The 16989-nt window shown below is 61.6% G+C and carries 16 protein-coding genes; 5 read left to right on the top strand and 11 right to left on the bottom strand.

Annotation, left to right across the window (positions count from 1 at the left end; genetic code table 11):
* Positions 1-116 precede the first annotated feature (116 nt).
* The 5 genes from leuS to FPT15_RS15275 all read left to right on the top strand — a co-directional run bounded on the left by leuS (position 117) and on the right by FPT15_RS15275 (position 6264).
* Positions 117-2723, top strand: a complete 2607-nt coding sequence (gene leuS / locus FPT15_RS15255) for a leucine--tRNA ligase (RefSeq protein ID WP_145162457.1) — start codon at positions 117-119, stop codon at positions 2721-2723.
* Positions 2724-2811: 88 nt separating this feature from the next.
* A complete protein-coding gene (gene lptE / locus FPT15_RS15260) occupies positions 2812-3417 on the top strand; it encodes an LPS assembly lipoprotein LptE (RefSeq protein WP_145162460.1) in 606 nt (201 codons plus the stop codon).
* 39 nt (positions 3418-3456) lie between these two features.
* Positions 3457-4494 carry a DNA polymerase III subunit delta gene (holA, locus tag FPT15_RS15265; protein ID WP_145162463.1) on the top strand — a complete coding sequence of 346 codons (1038 nt, stop codon included), beginning with the start codon at positions 3457-3459 and terminating at the stop codon, positions 4492-4494.
* A gap of 218 nt (positions 4495-4712) precedes the next feature.
* A complete protein-coding gene (arfA, locus tag FPT15_RS15270; RefSeq protein ID WP_003176285.1) occupies positions 4713-4877 on the top strand; it encodes an alternative ribosome rescue factor ArfA in 165 nt (54 codons plus the stop codon).
* Positions 4878-4938: 61 nt separating this feature from the next.
* The gene (locus tag FPT15_RS15275) at positions 4939-6264 is read left to right on the top strand and encodes a lytic murein transglycosylase (protein WP_145162466.1); all 1326 of its coding nucleotides are present in this window, start codon (positions 4939-4941) and stop codon (positions 6262-6264) included.
* Positions 6265-6440: 176 nt separating this feature from the next.
* Here FPT15_RS15275 and FPT15_RS15280 read toward each other — a convergent pair whose 3' ends face one another.
* From FPT15_RS15280 to rsfS, 11 genes are all read right to left on the bottom strand, one after another.
* Positions 6441-7373 carry an LD-carboxypeptidase gene (locus FPT15_RS15280; RefSeq protein ID WP_145162468.1) on the bottom strand — a complete coding sequence of 311 codons (933 nt, stop codon included), beginning with the start codon at positions 7371-7373 and terminating at the stop codon, positions 6441-6443.
* 179 nt (positions 7374-7552) lie between these two features.
* Positions 7553-8572 (bottom strand): lipoyl synthase, encoded by a 1020-nt coding sequence (lipA, locus tag FPT15_RS15285; protein ID WP_090401916.1) that lies wholly within the window; start codon positions 8570-8572, stop codon positions 7553-7555.
* A 2-nt stretch (positions 8573-8574) separates the two neighbouring features.
* Complete coding sequence (lipB, locus tag FPT15_RS15290) at positions 8575-9222, bottom strand: lipoyl(octanoyl) transferase LipB (protein WP_145162471.1); 648 nt, start codon at positions 9220-9222, stop codon at positions 8575-8577.
* Entirely contained in the window at positions 9222-9503 is a 282-nt protein-coding gene (locus tag FPT15_RS15295; RefSeq protein ID WP_017136054.1) for a DUF493 domain-containing protein, read from the bottom strand. The genes lipB and FPT15_RS15295 overlap by 1 nt, the downstream gene beginning before the upstream one ends.
* 85 nt (positions 9504-9588) lie before the next feature.
* On the bottom strand, positions 9589-10746 hold the full coding sequence (locus tag FPT15_RS15300; protein WP_106579372.1) for a D-alanyl-D-alanine carboxypeptidase family protein: 1158 nt from the start codon (positions 10744-10746) through the stop codon (positions 9589-9591).
* Positions 10747-10924: 178 nt separating this feature from the next.
* Positions 10925-11935, bottom strand: coding sequence for a septal ring lytic transglycosylase RlpA family protein (locus FPT15_RS15305; RefSeq protein WP_145162474.1), 1011 nt, complete (start codon positions 11933-11935; stop codon positions 10925-10927).
* Complete coding sequence (mltB, locus tag FPT15_RS15310) at positions 11935-12945, bottom strand: lytic murein transglycosylase B (protein ID WP_145162477.1); 1011 nt, start codon at positions 12943-12945, stop codon at positions 11935-11937. The genes FPT15_RS15305 and mltB overlap by 1 nt, the downstream gene beginning before the upstream one ends.
* Before the next feature lie 17 nt (positions 12946-12962).
* A complete protein-coding gene (rodA, locus tag FPT15_RS15315) occupies positions 12963-14066 on the bottom strand; it encodes a rod shape-determining protein RodA (protein ID WP_057703348.1) in 1104 nt (367 codons plus the stop codon).
* Positions 14067-14097: 31 nt separating this feature from the next.
* The gene (gene mrdA / locus FPT15_RS15320; RefSeq protein ID WP_145162480.1) at positions 14098-15996 is read right to left on the bottom strand and encodes a penicillin-binding protein 2; all 1899 of its coding nucleotides are present in this window, start codon (positions 15994-15996) and stop codon (positions 14098-14100) included.
* Positions 15997-16011: 15 nt separating this feature from the next.
* On the bottom strand, positions 16012-16479 hold the full coding sequence (rlmH, locus tag FPT15_RS15325) for a 23S rRNA (pseudouridine(1915)-N(3))-methyltransferase RlmH (protein ID WP_003176297.1): 468 nt from the start codon (positions 16477-16479) through the stop codon (positions 16012-16014).
* Between the two features lie 9 nt (positions 16480-16488).
* Complete coding sequence (gene rsfS, locus FPT15_RS15330) at positions 16489-16983, bottom strand: ribosome silencing factor (RefSeq protein WP_003215432.1); 495 nt, start codon at positions 16981-16983, stop codon at positions 16489-16491.
* Between the last annotated feature and the right edge of the window lie 6 nt (positions 16984-16989).

Consider the following 16989-nt stretch of genomic DNA (forward strand, 5'->3'; position numbering starts at 1 on the left):
CCTGTAACTCCACTTCCCGCAGGGTTTGGGCACGGACGCGCCGCTTTTTGGTGTCGATCAACCTGAACGTTGCACCGAAGAGGATTAGGCCACCCCTATTCAGTTCAAAAGTAGCCATGCACGAACAATATCAGCCCCGTGAAATAGAAAATGCCGCCCAAACCTTCTGGGACGAGCAAAAGTCCTTTGAAGTCAGTGAACAGCCAGGCAAGGAGACTTACTACTGCCTATCGATGTTCCCTTACCCCAGCGGCAAGCTACACATGGGGCACGTGCGTAACTACACCATCGGCGACGTGATTTCGCGCTACCAGCGCATGCTCGGCAAGAACGTTCTGCAACCCATGGGTTGGGACGCCTTCGGCATGCCGGCGGAAAACGCCGCGATGAAAAACAACGTGGCGCCCGCCAAGTGGACCTACGAAAACATCGCCTACATGAAGACCCAGCTGCGCAGCCTGGGCCTGGCGGTAGACTGGTCGCGCGAGGTGACCACCTGCAAGCCCGATTACTACCGTTGGGAACAATGGCTGTTCACCCGCCTGTTCGAAAAAGGTGTGATCTACAAGAAAAGCGGCACCGTGAACTGGGACCCGGTCGACCAGACCGTACTGGCCAACGAGCAGGTCATCGACGGTCGCGGCTGGCGCTCCGGCGCGCTGATCGAAAAGCGCGAAATCCCGATGTACTACTTCAAGATCACTGCCTACGCGGATGAACTCTTGTCGAGCCTCGACGACTTGCCGGGCTGGCCTGAACAGGTCAAGACCATGCAGCGCAACTGGATCGGCAAGTCCAAGGGCATGGAAGTGCAGTTCCCGTACAACGTCGATTCCATTGGCGTTGCCGGCGCACTGAAAGTCTTCACCACCCGCCCAGACACCCTGATGGGCGCGACCTACGTCGCCGTGGCCGCTGAACACCCGCTGGCCACCCAGGCTGCACAGAACAACCCAGAGCTGCAGGCTTTCATCGCCGAATGCAAAGGCGGCAGCGTGGCCGAAGCCGACGTCGCCACCCAGGAGAAAAAAGGCCTGCCAACCGGCCTGTTCGTCGAGCACCCGCTGACCGGTGAAAAACTGCCGGTGTGGGTCGCCAACTACGTGCTGATGCACTACGGCGATGGCGCAGTAATGGCCGTGCCGGCTCACGACGAGCGCGATTTCGAATTCGCCACCCAGTACGACCTGCCGATCAAATCGGTCGTGCGTACCAGCTCGGGTGATACCAACCCGGCCCCGTGGCAAGACGCCTACGGCGAGCACGGCGAACTGATCAACTCCGGCGAGTTCGACGGCCTGGATTTCCAGGGTGCCTTCGACGCCATTGAAGTGGCACTGATCAAGAAAAACCTCGGAGCCTCGCGCACCCAGTTCCGCCTGCGCGACTGGGGCATCAGCCGCCAGCGCTACTGGGGCTGCCCGATTCCGATCATCCACTGCCAAACCTGCGGTGACGTGCCGGTGCCGGAAGACCAGTTGCCGGTGGTACTGCCCGAAGACGTAGTGCCCGATGGCGCCGGTTCGCCGTTGGCGCGCATGCCCGAGTTCTACGAGTGCGCCTGCCCGAAATGCGGTGCACCGGCCAAGCGTGAAACCGACACCATGGACACCTTCGTCGAGTCCTCGTGGTACTACGCTCGCTACGCCTCGCCGCACTATGAAGGCGGCCTGGTGGAAAAATCCGCGGCCGACCACTGGTTGCCGGTGGATCAGTACATCGGCGGCATCGAACACGCCATTCTTCACCTGCTGTACGCGCGCTTCTTCCACAAGCTGATGCGCGACGAAGGTCTGGTCAGCTCCGATGAGCCGTTCAAGAACCTGCTGACCCAGGGCATGGTGATCGCCGAGACTTACTATCGCCGCGAAGCCAATGGCGCCTACACCTGGTTCAACCCGGCGGACGTAGAGCTTGAGCGTGACAGCAAAGCCAAGGTGATCAGCGCCAAGCTGAAATCCGACGGCCTGCCGGTGGAAATCGGCGGCACCGAGAAGATGGCCAAGTCCAAGAACAACGGCGTCGACCCACAGTCGATGATCGATCAGTTCGGCGCCGACACCTGCCGCCTGTTCATGATGTTCGCCTCGCCGCCCGACATGAGCGCCGAATGGTCCGACTCCGGCGTCGAAGGCTCGCACCGTTTCCTCAAGCGCGTCTGGCGCCTGGCACATGCCCATGTCAGCCAGGGCCTGCCGGGCAAGCTGGACGTGGCGTCGTTGAGCGATGAACAGAAAGCCATTCGCCGCAGCACTCACCTGGCCATTCGCCAGGCCAGCCAGGACGTGGGCCAGAACCACAAATTCAACACCGCCATCGCTCAGGTGATGACGCTGATGAACGTGCTGGAAAAAGCACCGCAGGCGACCGAACAAGACCGCGCGCTGGTCCAGGAAGGCCTGGAAACGGTCGTTCTGTTGCTGGCTCCGATCACGCCGCACATCAGCCATGATCTGTGGAGCCGCTTGGGCCACAGTGGCGCGGTGATCGACGCCGGCTGGCCGGTACAGGATGACAGCGCACTGGTACAGGACACGCTTCAGCTGGTGATCCAGGTCAACGGCAAACTGCGTGGCCAGATTGATATGCCAGCCAGCGCCAGCCGTGAAGACGTCGAGGCGGCTGCACGGGTCAACGAGAACGTGCTGCGCTTTACCGAAGGCCTGACGATCCGCAAAGTGATCGTAGTGCCTGGCAAACTGGTCAACATCGTCGCCAGCTAATCGGATCGGGCGCAGGGCTTGGGCCCTGCGCCGAACCAAACCTTTAAGGCCTCGATAAGGCCCACATGGTTTCAAGGGGAGCAACAAAATGATCAAACGCAATTTGCTGGTGATGGGCCTCGCTGTGCTACTGAGCGCTTGCGGCTTCCAGCTGCGCGGCACCGGCACCAATGAACTGAGCATCAAGGAACTGGACGTCAGCGCCCGCAACGCCTACGGCGACACCGTGGTTCAGCTGCGCCAGACCCTGGAAAACAGCGGTGTGCACGTCTACACCGGTGCAACCTACAAACTGGTCCTGGTGGACGAGCAGGAATCCCAGCGTAGCCTGAGCTACGCCAGCGCCGGCCGCGCGTCGGACGTTGAGCTCAATACGGCCGTCAACTATGAAGTACAGGGCCGTGACCACCTGTCATTGATGGCCGACAAGCTCGAAGTCCAGAAAGTTGTGAGCCACGACGGCAACAACCTGGTGGGTTCGGACTCGGAGATCATTCAGGTTCGCAAGGAAATGCGTCGTGAGCTGATCCAGCGCCTGATGGTACGTCTGCAACAGCTGACGCCGGAAAAACTGGCCGCTCTGCAGCAAACCGCCGACAACAAGGCCAAGGCTGACGCCGACGCCCTGAAAGCCGCAAAAGAGTACGAAGACAACACGCCGAAACAATCGCCTGTTGAAGTCCCTGTCGAGTAAGCCAGACGGGGCGCCCCTGGCGCCCCGTTTGCCCCGCCTATGAAGCTCGCCCCCGCCCAACTCGCCAAACACCTGCAAGGTGGCCTCGCGCCTGTCTATATCGTCAGCGGTGATGACCCGCTGTTGTGCCAGGAAGCGGCAGACGCTATTCGCAGCGCCGCGCGCCAGCAGGGTTTCGATGAACGCCAGGTCTTCAGCGCCGACGCCAGTTTCGACTGGGGCACGCTGCTGCAAGCCGGTGCGAGCATGTCGCTGTTCGCCGAAAAACGCCTGCTGGAATTGCGCCTGCCCTCGGGCAAACCCGGGGACAAGGGCGCGGCGGCGTTGATGGAATACTGCTCGCGTCCCGCTGAAGACACGGTGCTGCTGGTCAGCTTGCCCAAGCTCGACGGCAGTGCGCAGAAAACCAAATGGGGCAAGGCGCTGGTAGAGGGACCACAGACCCAGTTCATCCAGATCTGGCCAGTGGACAGCAACCAGTTGCCGCAGTGGATTCGTCAGCGCCTGTCCCAGTCGGGGCTGTCAGCGACGCAAGACGCTGTTGAGCTGATCGCCGCCCGGGTCGAAGGCAACTTGCTTGCTGCCGCCCAGGAGATCGAAAAGCTCAAGTTGATGGCCGAAGACGGGCAAATCACCGTCGAAACCGTACAAGGCGCAGTGGCCGACAGCGCTCGCTTTGACGTGTTCGGGCTGGTGGACGCGATTCTTAACGGTGAACCCGCCCACGCCCTGCGCATGCTCGAAGGGCTGCGCGGCGAAGGCGTGGAACCCCCGGTGATTCTATGGGCGCTGGCCCGTGAGTTGCGGGTGCTGGCCAATATTTCGCTGCAATACAGCCAGGGCACTCCGCTGGACAAATGCTTCAGCCAGGCGCGGCCACCGGTCTGGGACAAACGCAAACCCCTGATGAGCAAAGCCCTGCAACGGCACTCGGCGCAACGCTGGGCGCAATTGCTGCTGGAAGCGCAACGAATAGACGCGCAGATCAAGGGCCAGGCGGCCGGTTCGCCGTGGATGAGCCTGAGCCGCCTGTCGCTGTTGATGGCCGGCCAGCGCCTGACCTTGCCCGCCGAATAACCTTCTCTCAAAAACATCACAGATCCCATGTGGGAGCGGGCTTGCCCGCGAATGCGGTGGTTCAGCTGACACTTGTAGTGACTGACACGCCGCCTTCGCGGGCAAGCCCGCTCCCACATTTTGATCGTGCACCTTTCCTACACCGCGCCGGGCTTTACAGCGGCGTCACTTCGGCAGATGATTTGCACCGCTTCATCCCACCGACAGAGAGTATCGACATGAGCAAAAAGCCATCCAAGCATGGCCCCAACAAGGCCAAATCCATCATCGCCCAGCCACTGTTCCGCAGCCGTCAAGAACGCGCCGGCAAGGGCAAAGGCAGCTACCGCCGCGAAGCCTTCCAGTCTAATAGCTGGGAGGCTTCTTACTTTCTGGCTGCCTGAAGGCAAGCGCCCCTCCGGCATGATAAGGTCTGTACCTGATTTGTAATCCCTGGACCTGTGCATGCCCTCTAGTCTTTCCCGTCGTTGGCACCTTCGCCAATTGATCGCTGCCTCCAGCCTCATTTTGCTTGTCGCCTGCGCGGAAAAACCCACCGCCGCAGACGCGCAACCCCTGCCAAAACTGCAGACTGTGCCGGCCGTCGCGCCCGCCGTCGTTGCGCCGTTGGCCGTGGACAACCTCGATATCCAACCGACCCAGACCTTTGCCGAATGGCAGGCGGCCTTTCGCGTGGACGCCCTGAAAGCCGGGATCACGCCCGCGGTGTTCGACAACGCCTTTGCCGGCGTCACCCCCGACATGGCGGTGATTCGCGCTGACCGCAGCCAACCGGAATTTTCCCGCCCGGTTTGGGAATACCTCGACGGCGCCCTCTCGCCGGTGCGCGTACGCAATGGCCAAGCGTTGCTGATCAAGTACGCCGACATCCTGCAAAGTATCGAACAGCGCTATGGCGTCGACCGCCAGGCGCTGGTCTCGGTGTGGGGCATGGAAAGCAATTTTGGCCAGTTCCAGGGCAATAATTCGGTGATCCGTTCCCTGGCCACCCTGGCCTACGAAGGCCGTCGCCCGGCATTCGCCCAGGCGCAACTGCTGGCGGCGCTGCAGATCATCCAGCATGGCGACATCCAGGCCGACCAGATGAAAGGCTCCTGGGCCGGCGCGATGGGCCAGACGCAATTTATCCCAACCACCTACAACACCCACGCCGTCGACTTCGACGGTGACGGTCGCCGTGACATCTGGAACAGCCCAGCCGACGCCCTCGCCTCCACAGCGCACTACCTGCAAAGCTCTGGCTGGCAAAAAGGCCAGCCGTGGGGCTTTGAGGTGCAACAGCTGCCGGCCAACTTTGATTACGCCCTGGCAGACGGCGGCGTGCGCAAGACCGTCGCCGAGTGGCTGAAACTCGGTATCCAGTTGCCACCTGGCGCGAGCATGCCGCCCAACGTCGACCAACTGTCCGCCGCCCTGTTGCTGCCGGCAGGCTACCGGGGCCCGGCGTTTCTGGTGCTGGACAACTTCCGCGCCATCCTCAAGTACAACAACTCGTCGTCCTACGCGCTGGCGGTTGGCCTGCTGTCGGAGCGGTTTGGTGGCGGTGGTGTGATTCGTGGCGATTGGCCCAAAGATGAGCTGCCACTGAGCCGCTCCCAGCGCATCGACTTGCAGACAGTGCTGAGCGCCAAAGGGTATGACGCGGGCAATGCAGACGGCATCATCGGCGCCAACACGCGCAAGGCGATCCGCGCAGCGCAGCAGTCGTTGGGCTGGCCGGCGGATGGGTATCCGACGGTGAAGTTGCTGGAATCGTTGCAGAGCCGATAGACCTGCAATGGTGGCGAGCGGGCTTGCCCCGCGCTGGGCCGCGAAGCGGCCCTGATCAAGCAGAATACGGTGTATCAGCTGCGCCTGAGTGGCTGGTTTTGGGGCTGCTGCGCAGCCCGACGCGGGGCAAGCCCGCTCGCCACAAAAAAGGCCCGCGCGGTGGCTTTATCACCCTGTCAGGGCTTGAACACTACATCCTGCTCCAACACCACCCGCTGCGCCGCCGCATCCAGCCGTACCAATGCGCCCATCGGCAGCGTCAGGTTCGGGTCGCAGTGCCCACTGCGCCAGCCGGACAACACCGGAATGCACAACGGTGCGAAGGTCTGCTTCAGCAGTCGCTCCAGCGCTGCTTTATCCACACCCGCCACATCGCCCACCAGCACACCGGCAATCTGCTCCAGCTTGCCCGCCAGGCGCAGGTGAGTCAGCAGGCGGTCGATACGGTAGATCGGCTCGTTGACGTCTTCGATCAGCAAAATGATGCCTTCGGCATCAATCTCATAAGCCGTGCCCATCACCGCCGCGATCATCGACAGGTTGCCACCCAACAAGCGTCCACAGGCGATACCTGGCTCAAGGGTGGTCAATGGGTAGGCCACCGGGTGCGCCACTACACTGCCGGCGCCAAGCTGGCCGCGCAGCATGCTGAACAGCGATGACTCCGTGGGCTGTTGCTTGTCGCCCAGCAAATCGGCATTGAACATCGGCCCGTGGAAAGTCACGAAGCCTGCGTAGCGGCTGATCGCCAGGTGCAACGCGGTGATGTCGCTGTAACCCACGAACGGCTTGGGGTTGGCGCTCAGCAGGTCGTAATCCAGACGATCCAGCAAGCGTGGCGTGCCGTAGCCGCCGCGCAGGCAGAAGATGGCATCGATGTCGGGGTCGGCGAAAGCAGCATGAAGGTCACGCAGGCGCACGTCATCGCTGCCTGCGAGGTAACCGTCGCGTTCGTATACACCCGGGAAAATCCGCAGCTCATGGCCACGGGCGCGCATCCATTGCCCGGCTTTTTCAACGTCGAGGGCGGCAGGGCCGGCGGGGGCGATCAGGCCGATGATGCCTTCGGGGCGAAGTGCAGGTACCGCGGCCGCAAGTTGAGTTGTCATCCATGGGTCTCCCTGTATGACGCGGAACGAAATGTGGGAGCCGGACCCTGTGGGAGCGGGCTTGCCTGCGACGCAAACGCCTCGGTTTTCAGTCAAACCGAGGCGATGCTATCGCGGGCAAGCCCACTCCTACATAAGCCCGCTCCCACATTGGATCTGCGGTGTTGCGCACATCGTTATTACGAAACCAGGCTGGCCTTGACCAGCTTGGCCTGCTCGTCAGCGTGGTACGAGGAACGCACCAGCGGGCCGGACGCCACGTTCTTGAAGCCCATTTTGTAACCTTCCTCGGCGAACCAGGCGAAGGTGTCCGGGTGCACAAAACGCTGCACCGGCAAGTGGCTGCGCGACGGCTGCAGGTACTGGCCGAGGGTCAGCATGTCGATGTCGTGTTCGCGCATGCGCTTCATGACTTCGATCACTTCTTCGTCGGTCTCGCCCAGGCCCAGCATCAGGCCGGATTTGGTCGGGATGTGCGGCATCATCTGCTTGAATTTCTGCAGCAGGGTCAGCGACCACTGGTAGTCCGAGCCTGGACGCGCGGCCTTGTACAGGCGTGGCACGGTTTCCAGGTTGTGGTTGAACACATCCGGTGGCTCGGCCGCGGTGATTTCCAGCGCGACGTCCATACGGCCACGGTAGTCCGGCACCAGGGTTTCGAGCATCACGTTCGGCGACAACTTGCGGATCTCGCGAATGCAGTCGGCAAAGTGCTGGGCACCGCCGTCACGCAGGTCGTCGCGATCTACCGAGGTGATTACCACGTATTTGAGTTTCAGGTCGGCGATGGCGATGGCCAGGCTTTCCGGCTCGTTGACGTCCAGAGGCTTCGGCCGGCCGTGGCCAACGTCGCAGAACGGGCAACGACGGGTGCAGATGTCACCCATGATCATGAAGGTGGCGGTACCGCCGGAGAAGCATTCGCCCAGGTTCGGGCAGGATGCCTCTTCGCACACGCTGTGCAGCTTGTGTTTGCGCAGCAGGGCCTTGATACGGTCGACTTCCGGCGAAACCGGGATGCGCACGCGGATCCAGTCAGGTTTTTTCGGCAGTTCGGTGGTCGGGATGATCTTGACCGGGATGCGTGCAACCTTCTCGGCGCCGCGCAGCTTGACGCCGGCTTCCACCTTGGCACGCGGGGCCGGACGCTCGGTGATGTCCAGCGTCGGGATCATGGTTTGCACTGCATCAGTAGTCATAATCAGTCGATTCCGCCCGTAAGGGTCGTCTGCTCAGCATAGTCGAGGTGTTTGACGAGCTGCGCACGCAGCCGGGCACTTACCTCGGCAAATTTAATCGGTGTGGCGTGATCGCTCAGTTGGGTCATCGCCAACCCTGCATAACCGCACGGGTTGATGCGCCGGAATGGCGCCAGGTTCATGTCCACGTTCAGGGCCAGGCCATGAAAGGAACAACCGTGACGGATCCGTAAACCGAGGGAGGCGATTTTCGCGCCGTCCACATACACACCGGGTGCATCGGGCTTGGCCGCGGCGCTCACGCCGTAACTGGCCAACAGCTCGATCAGGCAAGCTTCCATGCGGCTCACCAGGTCACGTACGCCAAAACCCAGCTTGCGCACATCCAGCAAGAGATAAGCAACAAGCTGACCCGGCCCATGGTAAGTCACTTGGCCACCTCGGTCGACCTGCACCACCGGAATATCCCCCGGCAGCAGCAGATGCTCGGCCTTGCCAGCCTGGCCCTGGGTGAATACCGGCGGGTGTTCCACCAGCCAGATTTCATCCGGGGCCGAGCTGCCGCGCTCGTTGGTGAAGCGCTGCATGGCATGCCAGACCGGCTCGTAGGCCATCTGGCCGAGCTCGCGAAAGCCCAGGACCTGAGACATCACAGCACCATGTGCACGAAGCCGGTGGCCCGCAGTTCGCTGTTGATGTCGTAGAGCTGGTCTTGACCGGTCGCAACGATGTGCAACTGGATCGTGGTGTACTTGCCGTTGGAGCTCAAACGCTCGTCCACACGGTTGTCGTTGATCGTCGCGTGTTTACGCACGATCTCCAGAATCTTGTCTTTGTTGCCCACACCCGTATCGCTGATCACCTTGACGGGATAGTCCACGTTAGGGAATTCGATCTTTGGCGCCTTTACTTCTACTTCTTTATCGGTCATGGCGTAACGGCCTCGTAAGCGTAAGCCGTGGCGACGGGCAAAGCCCCGCGTCAGGTCGACGCGGGGCTTTGCAGGTGCACACTTATCAGTTGAACAAGCTGTAGAAGAATAGACGGATGCTATCCCACACGCGGCGGAAGATACCACCTTCGTCGACGGCGTCCAGCGCGATCAGGTCGGCGCTGTGCACCACCTTGTCGTCCAGCTTCACTTCGACTTTACCGATAACGTCACCCTTGGCGATTGGCGCAACCAATTGCGGGTTCATGGTCATGCTGGCAGCGAGCTTTTTCAGCTGGCCTTTAGGCATGGTCAACGTCAGGTCATCAGCCAGGCCGGCTTTGACTTGGTGGGTAGCGCCTTTCCATACCGGGGCTTGAGCCAGCTCAGCACCCTTCTGGTAGAAGGTCTGGGTTTCGAAGAAGCGGAAACCGTAGGTCAGCAGCTTTTGCGTCTCGGCCGCACGGGCCTGCTCGCTGTTAGTACCGAAGACCACCGCGATCAGGCGCTGGCCGTCACGCACAGCAGACGACACCATGCAGTAGCCGGCTTCGTCGGTGTGGCCGGTTTTCAGGCCATCGACGGTCTTGTCGCGCCACAGCAGCAGGTTGCGGTTAGGCTGCTTGATGTTGTTCCAGAAGAACTCCTTCTGGGAGTAGATCGCGTAGTGCACCGGGTCGACGCGGATGATCGCGCGCGCCAGCAGCGCCATGTCGTGAGCCGACGAGTAGTGCTCCGGGTTCGGCAGACCGGTCGGGTTCATGAAGTGGCTGTTGGTCATGCCCAGGTCGCCGGCCGTCTTGTTCATCATGTCGGCAAAGGCGTCTTCGCTGCCGGCGATGTGCTCGGATAAGGCCACGCTGGCGTCGTTACCGGACTGGATGATGATGCCGTGCAGCAGGTCGCTGACAGTCACCTGCGAACCCACCTTGATGAACATCCGCGAACCGCCGGTACGCCAGGCGTTTTCGCTGACGGTAACCGGGTCGTTTTCGCCGATCTGGCCGCGACGGATTTCCAGGGTCGCGATGTACGCCGTCATCAGCTTGGTCAGGCTCGCGGGTGGCAGGCGCTGGTCACCGTTGTTCTCGACCAGCACGTTGCCGCTGGCGGCATCCATGAGGACCCAGGCCTTGGCGGCCAGTTGCGGGGAAGCCGGCACCATTTCAACCGCCCAGGCGGCCGGGGTGATGATCAGCGAAAGAAGCAGGCACGTGCGTTTGGCTAAGGTGGTGATGTTCATCCGTCTCTCGAAATTGCTTATGGAAACTTGCCCTCGCGGGCAAAACTATTCAGACAGCCCGCTGCCAGACTGTCACGTGTTCGGTTGCCCGCTCACCCCTTGCCCCTGGGTTTTTATTGTTCAACGAGCCAACAACCAGGGCCCAGACCCGCGCACGCGCCTGAGCCATCAATCTTTCTTATTCGGCGGTGACCACGCTGGGTTGCCCCAGGTTAGCCAGGCGCACGCTGTTCTGTACTTGCGCCACTTCACTTGGCGAACCAATTGGCCCCATGCGCACACGGTGCAGGGTCTGCTGGTTACGCACGATGGAGCTGATGAAAACCGGCGCATTGACCATGCTGCTCAGCTTGGACCTTAACAGTTCTGCCGCATCCGGGTTGGCGAAAGCGCCGACCTGCAGGTACTGACCGCCCACCGTGGAAGCGCCCGGCGCTGCGTGGGGCACGACCACCGTGTCCGGTGCGTGCTGCGCCGGTGGCGGTGTCCACTGTTCGATCTTGCCGGTTGACGCGGTCACTTGCGGCTGTGGCGTTTGCGGCTCGTTGAGCATCAACGGCGCCGGTTTGCCACGCTGGGCCCAGTACTGCGCCGGGTCGATGCCTTCGACTTTGACGCGCGCGGTGCCGATTTCGGCGTAACCGAGTTTCTTCGCGGCGGCGTAGGACAAGTCGATGATCCGGTCCGAATAGAACGGCCCACGGTCGTTGACCCGCAGGATCACCGTGCGGTTGTTGTCCAGGTTGGTCACGCGTACGTAGCTGGGCAGCGGCAGGGTCTTGTGGGCCGCGCTCATGCCGTACAGGTCATACACTTCGCCGTTGGCGGTGTTCTGGCCATGGAACTTGGTGCCGTACCAGGACGCCGTGCCCGATTGGACGTAGGTCTTGGAATCCTGCAGCGGGAAGTAATTCTTGCCCAACACGGTATACGGGTTGGCCTTGTAAGGCCCGGTGTGCAGGGTCGGCGTGGCATCCGGGATTTTCGACACGTCGACATCCCACCACGGCGCGCCGTCTTTGTGCGCGCGGTTGATGTCCAGGCCCGGCTGGGCGCGGACGATACCGCCACCGCTCTTCTGGGCCGGCGCGCGGCTTTTGGTGGTGGTGGAAGAGCAACTGACAACCAGCAAGGACAACGCGGCAAACGCCACCAGCTTGAGCGGTTTATTGAACGGCGATGCCCGCATTACTTGTTGCCCCGTGCTTGGACCAGCATGTCTGACAGCTGATGCACGGCCATGGCGTACATCACACTGCGGTTATAACGCGTGATTGCGTAAAAATTCTTCAGGCCCATCCAGTATTCCGGGCCGTTTTCGCCTTCCAGGCGGAACGCCGTCACCGGCATATCATCGCGTGGCGCATTCTGACTCGACCAGCCCAGGGCTCGCAACTCCCCGACGGTCTTGACCGGTTCGATTCCCTGGGTCAAACCTTCGTCGGCGCGCTCCCCGGTGACATCGGCACGGATCACCACCGGCTCGCCGGACACCCAACCATGGCGCTTGAAGTAGCTGGCCACGCTGCCAATGGCGTCATCCGGATTGCTCCAGATATTGATGTGGCCGTCGCCGTCGAAATCCACCGCGTAAGCCCGGAAGCTGCTCGGCATGAACTGCGGCAAGCCCATCGCACCGGCGTAGGAGCCCTTGAGGGTCAGCGGGTCGACTTGTTCTTCGCGGGCCAGCAGCAGGAATTCGCGCAGCTCCTTGCGGAAGAAGTCGGCGCGCGGCGGGTAATCGAAGCCCAGGGTCGATAAGGCGTCGATCACCCGGTAACTGCCGGTATTGCGCCCGTAAAAGGTTTCAATGCCGATGATCGCGACGATAACCTGGGCCGGCACGCCGTATTCCTGCTCGGCGCGGGCCAGCGCGGCTTCATGCTGGCGCCAGAAGTCCACACCCCGCGCCACGCGAGCGTCGGTGAGGAACATCGGGCGGTATTCTTTCCACTGTTTCACGCGCTCGGCGGGACGCGAGATCGCATCAAGGATCGCCTGCTTGCGCTGGGCTTCGCGGAACACGCCCATCAGCTGTTCACCGGCGAAACCGTAGTCGCGGGTCATTTCACCGACAAATTCGGCGACCTGGGGTGAGCCATCGTAGTCACCGGCCTGCGCCTCTTGCGTCGCGCCCAGCAGCCCAATCAGGCTCATCCAGGACGCATGCCGAGTCGCCCAGCCGCGCATTACTTGCATTGACATCTTCACCTTATTCAAACCTGTGCGATCCACTTGCGATGCGTGTGAATCGACATCAAAACCCCAAACGCTGACAGCAATGTCACCAGCGAAGTTCCGCCGTAGCTAATGAACGGCAACGGCACCCCAACCACCGGCAGCAGGCCACTGACCATACCGATGTTGACGAAAACGTAAACAAAAAAAGTCATGGTCAGGCTGCCGGCGAGCAGTTTGCCGAACAGCGTCTGCGCCTGTGCAGTGATCACCAAACCGCGACCAATCAACAGCAGATAAATCAGCAACAGCGCGCAAATGCCTACCAGGCCGAACTCTTCGCCCATCACAGCAATGATGAAGTCGGTGTGGCTTTCGGGCAAAAAGTCCAGGTGCGACTGCGTGCCCAGTAACCAGCCCTTACCAAATACTCCGCCGGAACCGATGGCGGCCTTGGACTGGATGATGTTCCAGCCGGTGCCCAGCGGGTCACTCTCCGGGTCGAGGAACGTCAGGATCCGCTGCTTCTGGTAGTCGTGCATAAAGAAGAACCACATGGCCACGGCCACGGGGATGGCGGCCGCGAGCACGCTGAGGATCCAGCGCCAGCGCAAGCCGCCCATAAACAGCACGAACGCGCCACCCGCGAGAATAAGCAACGAGGTGCCGAGGTCAGGCTGGCGCACGATCAGGATGAACGGCACGCCAATCAAGATCAGGCTGATGCCCACGTGCTTGAGCTGCGGCGGCAAGGTGCGCTTGGACAAATACCAGGCGATGGTTGCCGGCATCAAAATCTTCATGAATTCCGACGGCTGGAAGCGAATCACCCCTGGAATGTTGATCCAGCGCGTCGCGCCCATGGCGTTGTGGCCCATCACGTCCACCACCACCAGCAGCAACACGCCAGCGACATAACCAAGCGGTACCCAGCGCGCCATGAAACGCGGTTCGAGCTGGGCGATCACCACCATCGACAACAGGCCCAGGCCGAACGACGACGCCTGCTTGATCAGCAGGTCCCAGTTCTTGCCGCTGGCCGAATACAGCACGAACAGGCTGCCGGCCGCCAGGGTCAGCAGCAGGATCAGCAACGGGCCATCAATGTGCATGCGCTGCAATAACGTCGCGCGGCGACGCATCACATCCTCGCTGGAGAGGATGCGGTCAAAATTACTCTTCACGGGCCGTAACCTCGGTGCTTGAAGGGGGGCCGCCATATTCGGGCTTGAGCCGGCCGTCATCGGCCAACAGCCAGGCGTCCATGATCTGGCGCACCACGGGCGCAGCCACGCCGGAGCCGGACTCGCCGTTTTCGACCATCACCGCCACGACGATTTTCGGGTCGTCTGCCGGGGCAAAACCGACGAACAAGGCGTGGTCGCGGTGGCGTTCCTGAACCTTGGAGCGGTCGTATTTTTCGCCCTGCTTGATCGCCACCACCTGCGCGGTACCACTCTTGCCGGCAATGCGGTATTGCGCGCCGGCCGCCGCTTTGCGCGCGGTGCCACGAGCGCCGTGCATCACTTGCTGCATGCCGTGGTTGACCTTGGTCCAGTCGGACGGGTCACGCAGCAAGATGTCGGGAATCGGGTTTTCATCCACAGGCTTTTCGCCTTCGATGGTCTTGGCCAGGTGCGGACGGTTCCAGATGCCTTTGTTGGCAACCAGCGCCGTGGCCTGCGCCAGCTGCAAAGGCGTTGCCTGCATGTAACCCTGGCCGATACCAAGAATCAGGGTTTCGCCCGGGAACCAGGCCTGGCGACGGGTTGCGCGTTTCCACTCCCGCGACGGCATCAGGCCGGGGGATTCTTCGAACATGTCCAGGGAGACTTTCTGACCCAGGCCAAACTTGCCCATGTAGGCAGACAGCCGGTCGATGCCCAGCTTGTGGGCCAGGTCGTAAAAATAGGTGTCGTTGGAGCGCATGATCGCGGTGTCCAGGTCGACATAGCCGTCACCGGTGCGGTTCCAGTTACGGTATTTGTGATCGTAGTTGGGCAGCATGTAGTAGCCCGGGTCGAACACACGGCTTGACGCGGTGACCACGCCCGAATCCAGGCCGGCAATCGCCACCGCCGGCTTGATGGTCGAGCCCGGCGGATACAGCCCGCGCAGCACGCGGTTGAACAGCGGCCGGTCGATGGAATCACGCAGCTCGGCATAGGCCTTGAAGCTGATGCCGGTAACGAACAGGTTGGGGTCGAAGCTTGGCTGACTGACCATCGCCAGCACTTCGCCGGTTCTCGGGTCCAGCGCCACCACCGCGCCACGCCGGCCGCCGAGGGCCATTTCGGCCGCTTCCTGCAACTTGATGTCCAGGCTCAACACGATGTCTTTGCCCGGCACCGGGTCGGTGCGCTTGAGCACGCGCAGCACGCGGCCGCGGGCGTTGGTCTCGACTTCCTCGTAACCCACCTGGCCATGCAGCTCCGGCTCGTAGAAACGCTCGATGCCGGTTTTACCAATATGGTGGGTGCCGCTGTAATTCACCGGATCGAGGCTTTTCAGCTCTTTCTCGTTGATGCGCCCCATGTAACCGACGGAGTGGGCAAAATGCGGCCCCTGCGGGTAATGCCGCACCAACTGCGCCACCACTTCCACACCAGGCAGGCGGAACTGGTTCACGGCGATTCGCGCGATCTGCTCTTCGGTCAGCTCGAACAGGATCGGCACCGGCTCGAATGGCCGGCGCCCCTGCTTCATGCGTTTTTCGAAGATCACCCGGTCTTCCGGCGTCAGTTGCAGCACCTCGACGATCACGTCGAGGATTTGCTGCCAGTCACCGGAACGCTCGCGGGTCATGCTCAGGCTGAAGCTGGGCCGGTTATCGGCCACCACCACGCCATTGCGGTCGAAAATCAGCCCACGGGTCGGCGGAATCGGCTGCACATGCACCCGGTTATTTTCCGACAGCGTGGAGTGATAGTCGTACTGGATCACCTGCAGGAAATACAGGCGCGCAATCAGCACACCGATCAGCCCCACCACCAGAAAGGCGCCGAACACGACCCGCGCGCGTACCAGACGTGCGTCTTTCTCGTGGTCCTTGATGCGGATCGGCTGGGTCATCGGCAGGGGCGCAGATTATTTGTGGTAAGGGTGCCCGGACAGAACTGTCCAGGCGCGATACAGCTGTTCACCGATCAGAATCCTTACCAACGGGTGCGGCAGCGTCAGCGCTGACAGCGACCAGCGCTGGTCCGCCCGCGCACAGACTTCCGGCGCCAGCCCTTCGGGGCCGCCGACCATGAAATTGACCGTGCGCGAATCCAGGCGCCAGCGATCCAGCTCCACCGCCAATTGCTCGGTGCTCCAGGGTTTGCCGTGCACCTCGAGGGTGACGATGCGCTCGTTGGGGCCGACCTTGGCCAGCATGGCTTCGCCTTCCTGACGGATAAAGCGCGCCACGTCGGCATTCTTGCCCCGGGTGTTGAGCGGTATTTCCACCAGTTCCAGCGACAGCTCAGCGGGCAGACGCTTGGCATATTCGTGCCAACCTTCTTCCACCCACTTGGGCATGCGTGAACCGACAGCGATCAGACGCAGGCGCACAGCCGTTCCTTATTCCTGGTCTTTGTTGAGCTTGTCGAAGTGCGCGTGGCCCACTTCCGGGCTGTGGTGCTTGCCATCAGCAGCACGGCTCTGCTCGGCGCCTTTCCACAGACGCTCCAGGTCGTAGAACTGACGGGCGTTGGACGTCATCATGTGAACGATCACGTCGTCCATGTCCAGCAGCACCCAGTCGCTGTCGCCCTTGCCTTCTTCACCCAGCGGCTTCACGCCTTGGGCTTTGACGGCTTCGCGAACCTTGTCCAGCATCGCGCCGATCTGGCGGTTGGAGGTACCGGTGGCGATGATCATGAAGTCGGTGATGCTTTGCTTGTCGCGCACGTCCAGCACCTGAATGTCCTGGGCCTTAACGTCTTCCAGGGCAGCCACGGCGACTTTTACCAGCTCTTCGCCAGCCAGCTCAGGGCCGGTGTGCGCTTCAACTGGCAGCGGGGCGCTTTTGAAAGTGCCTTTGCGCTTAACTTTGCTTACGTCTTTGTTCGTCATATAAAA

It is taken from the genome of Pseudomonas sp. RGB (assembly GCF_007713445.1).
In the GTDB taxonomy this organism is placed as follows: Bacteria; Pseudomonadota; Gammaproteobacteria; order Pseudomonadales; family Pseudomonadaceae; genus Aquipseudomonas.

Excerpts from the sequence above, each read along its gene's own strand:
- leuS (WP_145162457.1), top strand. The coding sequence starts at position 117 with ATGCACGAACAATATCAGCCCCGTGAAATAGAAAATGCCGCCCAAACC.
- lptE (WP_145162460.1), top strand. The coding sequence starts at position 2,812 with ATGATCAAACGCAATTTGCTGGTGATGGGCCTCGCTGTGCTACTGAGC.
- holA (WP_145162463.1), top strand. The coding sequence starts at position 3,457 with ATGAAGCTCGCCCCCGCCCAACTCGCCAAACACCTGCAAGGTGGCCTC.
- arfA (WP_003176285.1), top strand. The coding sequence starts at position 4,713 with ATGAGCAAAAAGCCATCCAAGCATGGCCCCAACAAGGCCAAATCCATC.
- FPT15_RS15275 (WP_145162466.1), top strand. The coding sequence starts at position 4,939 with ATGCCCTCTAGTCTTTCCCGTCGTTGGCACCTTCGCCAATTGATCGCT.
- FPT15_RS15280 (WP_145162468.1), bottom strand. The coding sequence starts at position 7,373 with ATGACAACTCAACTTGCGGCCGCGGTACCTGCACTTCGCCCCGAAGGC.
- lipA (WP_090401916.1), bottom strand. The coding sequence starts at position 8,572 with ATGACTACTGATGCAGTGCAAACCATGATCCCGACGCTGGACATCACC.
- lipB (WP_145162471.1), bottom strand. The coding sequence starts at position 9,222 with ATGTCTCAGGTCCTGGGCTTTCGCGAGCTCGGCCAGATGGCCTACGAG.
- FPT15_RS15295 (WP_017136054.1), bottom strand. The coding sequence starts at position 9,503 with ATGACCGATAAAGAAGTAGAAGTAAAGGCGCCAAAGATCGAATTCCCT.
- FPT15_RS15300 (WP_106579372.1), bottom strand. The coding sequence starts at position 10,746 with ATGAACATCACCACCTTAGCCAAACGCACGTGCCTGCTTCTTTCGCTG.
- FPT15_RS15305 (WP_145162474.1), bottom strand. The coding sequence starts at position 11,935 with ATGCGGGCATCGCCGTTCAATAAACCGCTCAAGCTGGTGGCGTTTGCC.
- mltB (WP_145162477.1), bottom strand. The coding sequence starts at position 12,945 with ATGCAAGTAATGCGCGGCTGGGCGACTCGGCATGCGTCCTGGATGAGC.
- rodA (WP_057703348.1), bottom strand. The coding sequence starts at position 14,066 with ATGCGTCGCCGCGCGACGTTATTGCAGCGCATGCACATTGATGGCCCG.
- mrdA (WP_145162480.1), bottom strand. The coding sequence starts at position 15,996 with ATGACCCAGCCGATCCGCATCAAGGACCACGAGAAAGACGCACGTCTG.
- rsfS (WP_003215432.1), bottom strand. The coding sequence starts at position 16,983 with ATGACGAACAAAGACGTAAGCAAAGTTAAGCGCAAAGGCACTTTCAAA.